The organism is Peribacillus sp. NPDC096379 (genome assembly GCF_044762875.1).
GTDB lineage: Bacteria > Bacillota > Bacilli > Bacillales > DSM-1321 > Peribacillus.
Genome location: NZ_JBIWFD010000002.1, coordinates 102,842 through 116,098 on the forward strand (window position 1 = coordinate 102,842; position 13,257 = coordinate 116,098).

Genomic DNA, 13,257 nt, shown 5'->3' on the forward strand with positions numbered 1-13,257 from the left:
TATAGGTATTACCTAATTCACTTCACTCTATTTTATAAAAAAAATATCCATTCAGTCAAAATTAAACGGTCGATTTCTAACGAATGAAAATAAGATCAAAAAAAAAGCCACAATCATTTATTGATCCAGGCTGTAAAACACAAAAAAATAATGAGGAAAAGAACATCATGAAGTCAATAATCATCAATCATACACAAGGCATTCGAATCGTAAATGTTGTTAGTACATCATTGGAACTGCATGTTAAAGAACCTTGATTCTTTTCAATGATTTCTTTGCATACAAATAATCCAAGCCCTGTACCGCGTTCTTTGGTTGTAATGAATGGTTTGAAAATATCGCGAATCATATCCTCTTGAATTTTTTGACCGTTATTGGAAATGTTTATGGTCAGTTGCTTTGATCGTTCTTCTGTTGTAGAAATATCAATCATAGGATTCGCATTCTCAATGGATAATACATCTAAAGCATTTAAAATAATATTTAATAGAACTTGACGAAATTCTTCTTTTGAACCAGAAATTAAGATATTGTTCGCCAGATTCGTATTAATGTTGGCATTCACTTCAAGAATGCTTGGATAGAGGAATTCAATTACCTCTTGAATTAAGTGGCCAATATCAAATATATTTTTTTCTGATTCTTGTGTTTCCTTTTTTGAGATATCTAAAAACTGAGTGATCCTCGAATTTAGCTGTTGAAGTTCAGTTGAAATAATGTCTAAATATTTTATATCAGGTGTTTCCGCCTGAAGGAGCTGAACAAATCCCATAATAGAAGTAAGTGGATTTCTAAATTCATGAACAAAACTGGACGTCATTTTTCCGAGAAGGGTAAGTCTCTCTTTATGAGTTTGACTTAGAGTATCACAATGGTCCTTCACCGTTTCCGACTGTAATTTCGAATAGTAGGAAATTGAATCAAATAAAAATTGATCTATGCAAGAATTCATTAATTTTAAGATCGACTGACTTTCTACTGTAGACATGTTCTGTAGCAATAAATGATGTATAAGAATGGAACGTCCACTTGAAACATGATTAATAAAATCCACAATAGGTGTTCTGGCTTGTAATCGTTCGTCTGCTATGATATGTGCAAGCTGTTTTACTGAATCATCTGTATGAGCATCTTTGTGCATGAAAGATTGAATCAATAGCTCAATAAACTGTCCAAAATGCAATGGAATTTTATCGTAAAAAGGATCTTCTGGGGAATAAAAGATTTGTTCGTTCCATTCATTGATTATTTTATTTTTATTAGTTATGAGAAAATCAATCGCTGATTCTTTAATGGATATCATTTGAACCTCCAATTGAAAAATCCGACATTGTATATGTATTTTCGCCAATAGATTAAAAAACCCTTTTTTTTGCCAGGCTGGTCATTAAATATTTTCCATGCATAGCTGAAATGACTGAAAATCAACTTCTTGGGATATCATAACCTGTTATTAAATAAATAGAAAGGCGAAAGGAGTCATAAAACAATATGGAACTTCGGTAAAAGATGGGTAAGAAAAGTATGCATCTATAGTAGTGCGTGTTCAAAAAGAGCCGAGAAGTTCGAGAAGCGCATCTTGAGAGGACCGGAGCGTATGCAGTAATACGTGAGGACCAGAGAGATAGAGCTTTGAAGCAATTCGACAGCTATTTTTACCGGACTTTTTGAACATCCTCTAGTAGTATAGGCATATAAACACATTCATTTTTAAGTTCAGGAGGGGCAAATGAAAGATTTTTTTATTAAAATATTCAATAAAAACAAGCTCTCTTATCTTTTTCATATTGGACTTATTTCATTTTCCGCAGTTCTACTGATAGCTGTGGGTTTTTTAACTTTTTACAGGCCAGATATTAGTCTTTTAACAACAGAACTTAAGCAGTCAACAGAAATTTATGATGTGGACGGTGAGCTTGCTAGTAAAATAACCGCCAATAAAACAGAAGGAGCCTCGAAAGAAGATATTCCTAGCCATGTGAAGAATGCTGTAGTCGCTATTGAGGATCATCGTTTTTATAAGCATACTGGTATTGATTATCAAGGGATTTTCCGCGCCGTTTATGTGAATATGAAGGCCGGCAAGGTAGTTGAAGGCGGAAGTACAATTACTCAACAATTAATAAAAATTGCTTTACTAGAACAGAATCGTACATTTAAAAGGAAGCTTGAGGAATTTTTTATAGCGAGAGAAGTAGAGAAGGAATATTCCAAAGATGAGATATTGGAAATGTACTTAAATCAAATTTACTTCGGTCATGGCGCTTGGGGAATAAAAAAAGCCGCACGGATTTATTTTGGCAAAGATGTGAATGACTTATCTTTATCGGAAGGGGCTATGCTTGCAGGAGTAATCAATATCCCGACAAAGCTTGATCCATATAACCACTATGATGCTGCACTGAAACGGAGAAATCTTGTTCTGACGAGGATGGTGACGAATGGATTTATCGATTTAGAGCAAGCTGAGCAAGCGAAACGTGAAGAGATTATTTTAGCCCATAATCAAAAAGGCGATCAATTGAAAGGGAAATATCCTTATTTTGTCGATGCGGTGTTAACAGAGGCTTCGAAAAAATATAATCTGGAAATTGATGAACTGTTGAGAGGTGGTTATAAGATTTATACAACTCTTGATCAACCTATCCAACAAGCCTTAGAAGAAGTGTATGAAAACGATGGAAACTTTCCAAAAGGAGTAACAGATGCGCTTGTTCAAAGTGGTATGGTATTGATTAACCCGAAAACGGGTGGAATAAATGCTCTAATGGGTGGCAGAGGGGAGCATCAATTTCTCGGCTACAATCGAGCGACTCAATTAAAGGCTTCACCGGGATCTACAATCAAGCCGTTAGCTGTGTATACACCAGCACTTGAAGCAGGGTATAAGTTAACCGATTTATTAGTAGATGAAAAAATGAGCTTTGGAGGATATGAGCCATCTAATGCTAATGGTCAATATGTAGGCGAAGTCCCGCTATTCGAAGCACTTATTAAATCATTGAATGTTCCTACCGTTTGGCTTATGAATGAAATTGGAATTGAGAAGTCCATCGGTTCATTGGAGCGTTTTGGCATTCCGTTAACTAAAAACGACCGGAATTTATCGCTAGCACTCGGTGGAATGGAAAGGGGAGTGTCCCCACAGGAGATGGCTGAGGCATACTCTGTTTTTGCAAATAAAGGTGAACGAATTGAATCTCATACTATCGTGAAAATTGAGAATGCACAAGGTCAAGAAGTTGCAGTATGGAAAGAAAAAAGTACGAAGGTTATCGAGAACAAAGTGGCAGACCAAATGAACCGATTGCTCTTAGGCGTGGTTGAATATGGCACGGGAAAGAATGCAGCAGTTCGGGGCTATGAAATTGCTGGTAAGACAGGCTCTGTACAAGTGACAATTCCAGGTATCAAAAGTGGTGTAAAAGACCAATGGTTCGTAGGCTATACACCGTCATTAGTCGGAGCGGTCTGGGCAGGGTATGATCGTTCGGATAAAGACCATTATTTAACCACCCATAGTAGTCAAGGAACAGCACTTATTTTCCAAAAGGTTATGACGAATGTTCTTTTAAATGAGCAAGCGGAATCCTTTTATGTAGCAAGCTTGAAACCTCTAATAGAGGAACGGAAAAAAGAACTAGAAAAGCAAGAACGTGTACAATATTGGCGTGATAAAGGAAGTGAACTGAAGGATTCATGGGAAAAATGGTGGGAGAAGTTGCTTAAGAAATAAAGAAAAGCAATCACTAGGTTGTGAAGAAAAAGCGTCAAACAGTCACTTAAATTTTTACTATTCGATACAAATAGTCACCTAAGCAACTGTGAAAGAGGCTGTCCTATAACAAAAGAGTCAAGATCCCACATCTACTACGTTTAGATTACGTGCAAATGACATAATAAACGATGTGAAGAGTGTGAAATCATGACTCTTTTGGGTAACTCGCCTTATAAATATGAGATGATTTGTTAAAATGCTATTAAAAAATTAGGTTAATAAGAAAACCAATTACCACGATTGCACCAATAATCATAAGAATTGCTCTCATTTATTCACTTCCTATTATCCATGATCGAACACTGAATGTTTATTTTAGTTCTCACAAGATTTTTTATCCTGGTTTAATAGCCTGTAAATCCCCGATTGGTAAGTTTGGGTCACACAGACGAAGACATGAGGACACGGTGTACTTATGTCTCTGTTCGTTTAACCTTAATTCGTAGTATCGCTTTATCTACGGATAGTTTGCGATTTAGCGATACTAGAACGTGACTAAGCATTAGTGGGAGATGAAAAAACGCCCACTGATTGAAGTTTCTGTTTATTATTTATGTAAATGTTGTATGTAGTTTCTCGATGTTGTTGGCTAGGCTGACAACAATTTTTGATTTTGGATATGACATGTTGAATATGGTTACCGGCTATATGTATTTTTAGCTGTTTGCAATCTTTTAAAGTAAGCATGAAAGAAACAAGTTTAGATAAACGTTTTGGCTCCACAGTACGCGCTTCACATTGTAAGGTAATGGACCCGGGATAGTCCTTTATGACTTGGAATAATTCCGTGATTTGCCGGATATTTAGTTGTTCATTAATCGTAATTTGAGATATAGTTTGTTTCATAATTGAAGCCTCCATTTATGGGATTAATTAAGCTAGGTTCTGTTCTTCGATTTTCCATTGTTTTTATTAGATATGATAGATATGTACCCGAGCTTTTAATAAATAAAACCTTTCAAAGGTATAATGATAAAAGGAACCTAGTTAGAGAATCTTGAAATCCTATTTTTTGTAAGAAATATCTCAAGTGGTTAGCGAAATGATAAAAAGTAGTAGTTTTATATAGAAAGGAAGACTTTCATGTTAACTTTAATCAAAAACGGTGAAGTGTATGCTCCTGAATATCTAGGGAAAAAAGATGTTTTGTTGGTAGGGAAGCAAATCGGATTCGTGCAAGATACAATTGAAAGACCAGAACATTTCGTCGAGATTGACGTAATCGACGCCACTGGTATGCTAGTCGTTCCAGGATTTATCGATGCGCATGTTCATCTCATTGGCGGTGGTGGAGAAGGTGGTTATAAGACGAGAACACCTGAAATTCAGTTAACAGATGCAACGCTCGCAGGAATTACAACGTTAGTCGGAGTTATTGGCACGGACGGTACGACAAGGACGATGCCTGCTTTATTGGCAAAAGCAAGAGCACTTGAAGAAGAAGGCATCACCTGTTTTGTGCAGACAGGCTCATATCAAGTACCAGTGAAAACACTGACAGGCAAAATAGAAGACGATCTTATCTTAGTTGATAAAATTATTGGCGTTGGGGAAATTGCAATTGCAGACCATCGTTCCTCACAGCCGACTGTGGAGGAAATCGCTAAACTTGCTTCCCAAGCTAGAAATGGTGGCCTTTTATCCGGGAAATCAGGTATCGTGAATATCCATGTAGGAGATAGCCATGATCATTTACAGATAATCGAGGAAGTAGTAGAAAAAACAGAACTTCCAATTAGTCAGTTCTATCCTACGCATATCAATCGAAATCCTCACCTATTTGAAGCAGGAATTAACTTTGCCAAAAAAGGGGGCTACATAGATTTCACAACAAGCACTGTCCAACAATTCCTGGATGATGGAGAAGTAAAAGCAAGTACAGCCTTAAAACAAGCATTGGATGCAGGTGTCGAGCCTACGAAGATTACGTTTACCTCTGATGGACAAGCGAGCCTTCCGAATTTTGATGGGGGTGGAAATCTGCTTGGGCTGAATGTTGGGAAATGTATGTCCCTTTACGAGGCGGTTGTTGATGCGATTATTTGGGCCGGTGTGTCGATTGAAGATGCAGTTAGAGTGGTCACAGAAAATCCAGCGAGTATTTTAAAATTAGTAGGAAAAGGCCGTATAGAAGCGAAGAAAGATGCGGATTTAATCTTACTAAACAAAGAAACGTACAAAATTGATACGGTCTTTGCAATGGGACAGAAAATGGTCGAGAACGGCGAAGCAATTGTAAAGGGCACATTTGAGAATTGAATAAACTAGAGGAATGAAGCAAATGTTACCTATTCAACTAAGGACGAACCCACTTTTAAAATCTTTATCAAAGTTGTTGTGTCATTTACCTAATAAAAACATACTATACAATTAACCCATGTAAGTACCTCCTCAAAAAAAAGGAGATGTTTGTGTATGTCAGGTTGTGTAGATGGTGGTTTTGGATTTGGCGGAGGTTTCGCCTTTATCGTTGTTTTGTTTATTCTGCTAATCATTGTTGGAGCTAGTTTCTGTGGTGGATTTGGCGGTGGAGTTGCTCCAGGATACGGATATGGTGGATACTGCTAAAATGTTTAAAAAAGCCGATCTAATTATAGGTCGGTTTCTTCACGTTAGATTCCACTTTTTAATGTCAGTATATGTATCAAAGATTTTCAAATCATTCATGCGTATTTATGAAGAATGAAACACTATTTAATACTATGGTAAAGTAAGAGGGGAATTTCGAATTGATATCGAATAGGAATCTCTAATAGGTGGGTTTCAGATAGAAAATAATAATCTTAACAAAATACATATTATTGGTTTTTAGTTGGGTGTGGAACAGTTAAATCGCTTTGACATATAAAAACAGGAGAATTAACCTTTCATTTGAGATAGAATGGACGTATATAGAAATATAAAGAGAAGAAAGGGATTGGGATGAAGATGAAATGTATTTCAATTGATTTAGATGGTACGTTGTTAAATCCTCAAGATGAAATTACTGAGGGAAATATAAGAGCTTTAGAAGAATTAAATGAAAAAGGTTATAAGCTCATTTTGAATACGGGAAGAGCTTATGCGGATGTCATAAAACTCAAAGCCGTACAAAAGATGGATGTTCCGATTTTTTGCGTAAATGGTTCTGTTCTGTACTCAGAAAGCGGAGAGATATTATATGAAGCAACCCTTTCTATTTCGACATATAAAAAGATATTCTCTATTTTACAAAAATTAGGGGTGGGTATTCTTGTCTATACGAATTATGGAGGATTCCCTTCTACTTTGCCACCACTACATCATAAGAGTAAAGAAGAACTGAATACTCTATTTCAGGAATATAATTACGATGACATTTTAAAACATGACAATCTTAAAATCTATAAATTAATTGCTTTGGTCCACCAAGAAGATGTGGAAAGAATTGAGGAAGTAATAAAGGCATTAGTGGATACCGATGACGTTACAATGGCTTCTTCATTCCCTAATAATTTAGAAATTACTTCACATGAAGCACATAAAGGGAAAGCATTGTTTCGATATCAAGAAATTATGAATCTATCGTTTGATGAGATCTATGCTTTTGGTGATGGGGGCAACGATCTTGCCCAATTTGAAGTAGCAACTAAGTCAGTTGCAATGGGAAATGCTCCCCTTCATATTCAACAAAAAGCGGATTTAATAACAAAGACAAATGACGAAGATGGGTTTGCTTATGCAGTGCGCCATCTTTTAAAATTAATAAAAACAGAAGAGGAAATATCAGAGACTACTGTTGTTTAAGAAAATTTAAGATAGCCGTAAGCATAAACGTAAACTAATGAGGGTATCCCAAAAGGGTCTGACCTAGCACTCGCTACACAGTACATAGTGTTTCTTACACTTTAATTAAGCTGTGTGCAGTAGTTGCGAGGTCGGACCTTTTATTTATGGAATATCCTCCTTTCTGCGTTAATTAGCTAACTGAATTCACTGTTTTTAGATGGTAGACGCTTAGACTTCCTTTTTGGTGACCATACTTGTAGCGATGAAAAATATGAATGGATCTTAATTGAACGGTTATCCGAAGAAGAATGGAGTACATACTTTGAGATCTTCCATACTACACTAAAAAAATCAAAAGAACGATTTAACACGGCTAAAAATAAAAGATACAAAATATATAAATGGTACTTTCAAATACATCTGATATTCTTTATGATAGGGGATATGGAAAAAATCGAAGGGATATGTAATCAATGTGGAGTAACATAAAAAGCAGGCTGGAGAAACTGTCACCTGCAAAGATTATTACAGGTTATTATTTAATGGCCGTAACTATATCAATTTTATTATTCAGTATTCCGGCAGTACATAAGCCTGGAGTCGAAGTGTCCTTTATTGATACAGTCTTTACAGCTGTAAGTGTGGTAAGTGATACAGGGTTGACTGTTTTTAATATTTCGGAAACATATAGTGTATTTGGGTATTTTGTCATTATGATCGTCTTGCAATTCGCGGGCCTTGGTATTATGGCCATTAGCACATTTTTCTGGATGATTTTAGGCCGGAAAATTGGATTACGTGGTCGACGGTTAATAATGGTCGATCATAATCAGCTCGCATTATCAGGGCTCGTTCAATTAGTTAGGGAAATAATCAAGCTTATTATTCTTATCGAGCTTTTAGGGGCATTTATTCTAGGCGTGCATTTCTTGAACTATTATCCAACTTGGAAGGAAGCTTTTCTCCAAGGTTTATTTGCATCTGTAACTGCGACAACAAATGCCGGAATGGATATAACTGGTCAGTCTCTTGTTCCATATGCGAACGATTATTTTGTGCAATTAATAACGATTATCCTAATTATTCTTGGGGCGATTGGATTCCCAGTATTAATTGAAGTAAAGGAATTTTTAATTAGGAAAAAGACCGACCTTGAACATCCTTTCCGTTTTTCACTATTTACAAGATTGGCCACATCAACATATGGAATTCTTCTCGTGATTGGAACAATTCTTATTTTGCTATTTGAATATCAACATTATTTTAAGGATTTGACATGGCATAAAAGTTTTTTCTATGCTTTTTTCCAAGCGGCAACGACGAGAAGTGCAGGTCTCTCTACGATGGATGTGACCGAATTTACGCTGCCAACGCTCTTAGTTATGAGTGTTCTCATGTTTATTGGCGGATCCCCGACTTCAGTGGGCGGAGGAATTCGAACGACAACATTTGCTTTAAACATATTATTTATTTATCATTTTGCTAAAGGCAATCGTGATATCAAAGTCTTTAAGCGAGAGCTTCATCAAGATGATATCATGAAGTCACTGGCCATTACGCTATTGGCTATTGTCATGTGCTTTACTTCGGTAGTCGCAATCAGTATTTCTGATCCTTACCATCAGCTAATCGAGATCGTTTTTGAAGTTTGCTCTGCCTTCGGTACGGTAGGATTGTCTATGGGAATCACCCCGGATCTTAGCATTTTTGGGAAATTCGTTCTCATGGTTTTGATGTTCATAGGAAGAATTGGCCTTACTTCATTCTTATTTATTATTGGCGGCAAGAAAAAGGAAACAAATTATCATTATCCGAAAGAGAGAGTTATTATAGGCTAATGGAAAAATTCGGGGATCGTTTTTTAGGACCCGGATTTTTTTATACCCATTTTTTCAGAAACTTGCCTCGGAGACCCTTCTTTTCGGGCACTACGATTCAGAAATCGAATTTGCGCGCCAGCTGACTCTGTTAATAAATTGTCTACTCTTAACTGTATCAATTGTAGCAGTGTTAACCGTTATATCTTAAAAAATAAACAAATCCTATATTTACAAATATAAAAATACATTGTAGTATTTAGTTAAATACTTAAATTAATTTGAAAGGAATTAACCTATGAATAATGCGTTTAAGGCTCTTTCTGATCCGACCCGTAGAAAAATCTTGGACTTATTGAAGGATCGAGATTTAACAGCAGGGGAGATTTCAGATCATTTTAATATGACAAAGCCGAGCATTTCCCAGCACCTCAAATTATTGAAAAATGCTGATCTTGTGCAGGATGAGAAAAAAGGTCAGTATGTTGTCTATTCTTTAAATACGACGGTGTTTCAGGAATTAATCAGCTGGGCATTGGATTTTATCGATAAAGGAGATGGGCAGAAATGAAGAAACATCTTTTACCTGTCTTATTGATAGCGGCCACCGCTATCTTATGGCTTGTATTCTATCAGCAGCTACCAACGCAAATACCGATACATTGGAACCTCAATGGAGTCGCAGATGGGTATGCCACGAAATTTAATGCAATGCTAATGAATATAGGTATGATGATCATTCTATACGTATTGTTGATTTTTTCACCTAAACTTGATCCGAAGAGGAAGAATTATCAGAAGTTTTCTAGATCTTATTCCATGATTACAATCGCCATTTTATTTTTTCTCTTTTTGATAAATGCCCTCGTTATTTTTACTGGAATAGGCTATGACATCCCTATCGGAAAAATAGTTCCATTTATCGTTGGATTCTTGTTTATCGTACTGGGAAATTATATGCATTCCGTCAAACCGAATTATTTTGTCGGAATTAGAACACCATGGACATTGAGTAATGATACGATTTGGAAAAAAACGCATCGCTTTGGGTCACGGATCTTTATTCTAGCAGGATTCTTATTTATAATTTCTCCTTTTTTACCAGATTCTCTTGTTAGGATATTCATGTTTCCAGTTATTTTTCTAATCATTATCTTACCTATTGTCTATTCGTATTGGGTATATCGGAGAATGGATATGGAGTGAATGTGATAAGAGACCTTTGTAACCTTTTGGATAAGTCTATTAATGAGCTCACCAAAACGCTCTCCTTTATGGGATTTTGAGAAATATCGTGATGAAGGAGATGTAATGGAACTGTCTGTAAATGATAATACAGCAAAATAGACACAAGAAACCATGTAGCAATTTACATGGTTTCTCTCATCCTAACAGAAAAGGATTATAACAAGTCTTGTCCAAGATAAAACTATTTTCGGGTAGATCCTCCATACCGATCTTCCCAATTAGAACATTCATATAATACATTATCCAAGAAATTATCCCAATAACAATGGCTGTACTTGTGACAGCAATCTTTATTCGAATGCTTTCCAGAATGGTTCCTATTTCCGTGACTCATGAAAACACCCCCTCTACACAAATTTAGTATATTCTTGTTCGCTAAAATTGATTGGACTAGTCGACATATTAAACTCATTTCAAACATGTATGAATATAGGATGAATGGGGCTTCCTTTATTAATAAAAAAATAACGGATTTTACAATCATTTCATATATTTAAGTATTTGCTTAAATAACTAATTAAAAAGGAGAGAGCCATTATGGAATATCTTCAACTTTTATTTCCAATTATTATTTTTGAACTTATTTTAAAAGGTATTGCACTCAGGGATTTACTCAAACGAGAAAGGAGTATGGTGAAAGGCGAGAATAAGCTGGTTTGGGTACTAGTGATTATACTGATTAGCACAATTGGGCCGATTTTCTACTTAATATTCGGAAGAAAAACTGATTGAGATTCGGGAGGAAAGACGAATGATGATACATTGTGAGAATGTTACGAAAAATTATAATTCATTTCAGGCACTAAATGGAATTAGTTTTTCAATTGAAGGAAATGGCTGTTTCGGCTTTCTCGGCAAAAATGGTGCTGGGAAGACGACAGCAATTCGCATGTTGGTAGGACTTTCTGAGCCCACTTCGGGAATTGTGACAGTGAACGGTTTAGATGTTCAAAAAGAGAAAGAAAAATTAACTGAAACAATGGGCTATTTACCTCAACACCCAGCATTTTATGAATATATGACAGGGAGAGAATGGATGCAATGGGTCGGCCAGCTATTTCGTTTAGAGAAGAAGACGATTGAAGAGCGAGCAAAAAGCTTATTGCAGGAGTGTGGAATATGGGAGGCGCGCAATCGGAAAATTTCAGGCTATAGCGGAGGCATGAAACAAAGACTGGGACTTGCACAAGCATTAATGAATCAGCCTAAACTATTAATTCTTGATGAACCAGTATCTGCTTTAGACCCTGTTGGACGTCATGAAATGTTAATGATGATTATGAAATTGAAGGAGAACATGATGATTTTTATGTCCAGCCACATACTGGATGATGTTGAAAAAGTAGCGGATCACATCATTATGATTGATAAAGGAGAGATGGTTTTGGCATCTGATATACAAGAACTAAAATCAATGTATACAAGTCCAGTCATTCGTTTTTCAATTTCAGAAGCAAAGCGAGCGTTAACAAAGGTTCTCGATGAACAGGTATGGGTTAAAAATATTCAAGTGAACATTAATGACTATATCTTGACTGTAAAGGATATGAATATAGCGGGTGCTCAATTGCCGAAACTTATTTCTCAATCAGGTGCCATGCTTATTTCCTATCAGGTAGATACACCTTCTTTGGAAGATATCTTTTTAAGAAAGGTGCGTTAATATGATGATATTCATGAGAATGTTCCAAAAAGAATGGAAAGAACTGATGGGTACGTACAAAATCATTTTTGTTCCGATCGCCTTTGCTGTCTTAATGATTAGTTTTCCAATTTCAATGAAACTTTTGCCCGATTTATTAGCGCGTGAAATGCCGGAAGGAGCTGTTATTGAAATCCCAGAACTATCTACATCAGAAATGATGTCAGCTGCATTTAGTAATTTTGAACTAATTGGTGTCATTATACTAATTCTTATTTCAATGGGAAGTATTGCTGGTGAAAGAGAAAAAGGAGTAGCTGCGATGGTGCTTGTCAAACCAGTCAGCAGAGCGGTTTACCTACTCGCAAAATGGTCAGCGTATTCGTTGCTTGCAGTTGGGAGTTTTATCTTTGGAATGCTGTTAACCGCTTATTATACGAACTTATTATTTTCAGAGAATTTAATTTGGGCAGATACAATCGGCGGCCTCTTGCTTTATCTCCCGATTATCGTTTTAATTATCACTCTCTCAATCTGTGCTTCATCTTTTTCCAAAAGTGCAGTCACAGCTGGGTTTATCTCCCTTGTCCTTTACTTGCTGATTATGAATGTTCCTAAATTCCTACAAGCACGATGGGTAGATTATTTGCCGCATGGTTTGGTAAATGGAGCTAATGAGTTTATGAAAGGAAATATAATTGATTTAGCAGGACCTTTACTTGGCGTATTTTTCTTAATCGTTCTTGTTTTGGCAGTAGGCATTGTCCAATTAAAAAGGCAGGAAATATAATATAGAAAGTCGAAGGATAGCGATTGGGCTATCCTTTTTAAAGTTAATCTCGGTTTAACGGGCTGTAATACTCCATATCAATTTTTTTAAGAGCAATCATTTGAGGATGAAAAAAACCACTGATGGAAGTTTCAATTTGTTAAATGGTGGATAAAACGGTCTTTTATAACCGGTATAACAGTTTTCACAATCTGAATTTAATGTGATTGAAAAGGGCAAAGGCTATATAGATGAA

The 13,257-nt window shown here is 36.1% G+C and carries 12 protein-coding genes; 10 read left to right on the forward strand and 2 right to left on the reverse strand.

Translation table 11 applies throughout. The features are described 5' to 3' along the window. Positions 1 to 187: 187 nt before the first annotated feature. Positions 188 to 1,303, reverse strand: a complete 1,116-nt coding sequence (locus ACIQZI_RS09580; protein ID WP_403072418.1) for a histidine kinase N-terminal domain-containing protein — start codon at positions 1,301 to 1,303, stop codon at positions 188 to 190. A gap of 426 nt (positions 1,304 to 1,729) precedes the next feature. Between ACIQZI_RS09580 and ACIQZI_RS09585 the strand changes: the two genes are divergently transcribed. Continuing rightward, positions 1,730 to 3,736 (forward strand): transglycosylase domain-containing protein, encoded by a 2,007-nt coding sequence (locus ACIQZI_RS09585; protein ID WP_403072421.1) that lies wholly within the window; start codon positions 1,730 to 1,732, stop codon positions 3,734 to 3,736. Between the two features lie 537 nt (positions 3,737 to 4,273). Here the strand turns inward: ACIQZI_RS09585 and ACIQZI_RS09590 are convergent. After that, the gene (locus tag ACIQZI_RS09590) at positions 4,274 to 4,624 is read right to left on the reverse strand and encodes a hypothetical protein (protein ID WP_403072424.1); all 351 of its coding nucleotides are present in this window, start codon (positions 4,622 to 4,624) and stop codon (positions 4,274 to 4,276) included. A gap of 237 nt (positions 4,625 to 4,861) precedes the next feature. Between ACIQZI_RS09590 and iadA the strand changes: the two genes are divergently transcribed. The 9 genes from iadA (at position 4,862) to ACIQZI_RS09635 (ending at position 13,022) form a co-directional block, all read left to right on the forward strand. Next, positions 4,862 to 6,037: a beta-aspartyl-peptidase gene (gene iadA, locus ACIQZI_RS09595; protein ID WP_403072427.1), complete on the forward strand. Its 1,176-nt coding sequence runs from the start codon at positions 4,862 to 4,864 to the stop codon at positions 6,035 to 6,037. Between the two features lie 156 nt (positions 6,038 to 6,193). Then, a complete protein-coding gene (locus tag ACIQZI_RS09600; RefSeq protein ID WP_082675071.1) occupies positions 6,194 to 6,346 on the forward strand; it encodes a YjcZ family sporulation protein in 153 nt (50 codons plus the stop codon). Positions 6,347 to 6,700: 354 nt separating this feature from the next. Further along, positions 6,701 to 7,543, forward strand: coding sequence for an HAD family hydrolase (locus ACIQZI_RS09605; RefSeq protein WP_253722518.1), 843 nt, complete (start codon positions 6,701 to 6,703; stop codon positions 7,541 to 7,543). Between the two features lie 455 nt (positions 7,544 to 7,998). Beyond that, entirely contained in the window at positions 7,999 to 9,363 is a 1,365-nt protein-coding gene (locus ACIQZI_RS09610) for a TrkH family potassium uptake protein (protein WP_403072432.1), read from the forward strand. A gap of 277 nt (positions 9,364 to 9,640) precedes the next feature. Beyond that, positions 9,641 to 9,913, forward strand: a complete 273-nt coding sequence (locus tag ACIQZI_RS09615; RefSeq protein ID WP_062182503.1) for an autorepressor SdpR family transcription factor — start codon at positions 9,641 to 9,643, stop codon at positions 9,911 to 9,913. Beyond that, a complete protein-coding gene (locus ACIQZI_RS09620) occupies positions 9,910 to 10,548 on the forward strand; it encodes an SdpI family protein (RefSeq protein WP_403072436.1) in 639 nt (212 codons plus the stop codon). The genes ACIQZI_RS09615 and ACIQZI_RS09620 overlap by 4 nt, the downstream gene beginning before the upstream one ends. Before the next feature lie 579 nt (positions 10,549 to 11,127). Further along, positions 11,128 to 11,322, forward strand: coding sequence for a PLDc N-terminal domain-containing protein (locus ACIQZI_RS09625; RefSeq protein ID WP_062182497.1), 195 nt, complete (start codon positions 11,128 to 11,130; stop codon positions 11,320 to 11,322). 19 nt (positions 11,323 to 11,341) lie between these two features. Next, the gene (locus tag ACIQZI_RS09630) at positions 11,342 to 12,253 is read left to right on the forward strand and encodes an ABC transporter ATP-binding protein (RefSeq protein WP_403072440.1); all 912 of its coding nucleotides are present in this window, start codon (positions 11,342 to 11,344) and stop codon (positions 12,251 to 12,253) included. Between the two features lies 1 nt (position 12,254). Further along, positions 12,255 to 13,022 carry an ABC transporter permease gene (locus ACIQZI_RS09635; RefSeq protein WP_403072443.1) on the forward strand — a complete coding sequence of 256 codons (768 nt, stop codon included), beginning with the start codon at positions 12,255 to 12,257 and terminating at the stop codon, positions 13,020 to 13,022. Positions 13,023 to 13,257 lie beyond the last annotated feature (235 nt).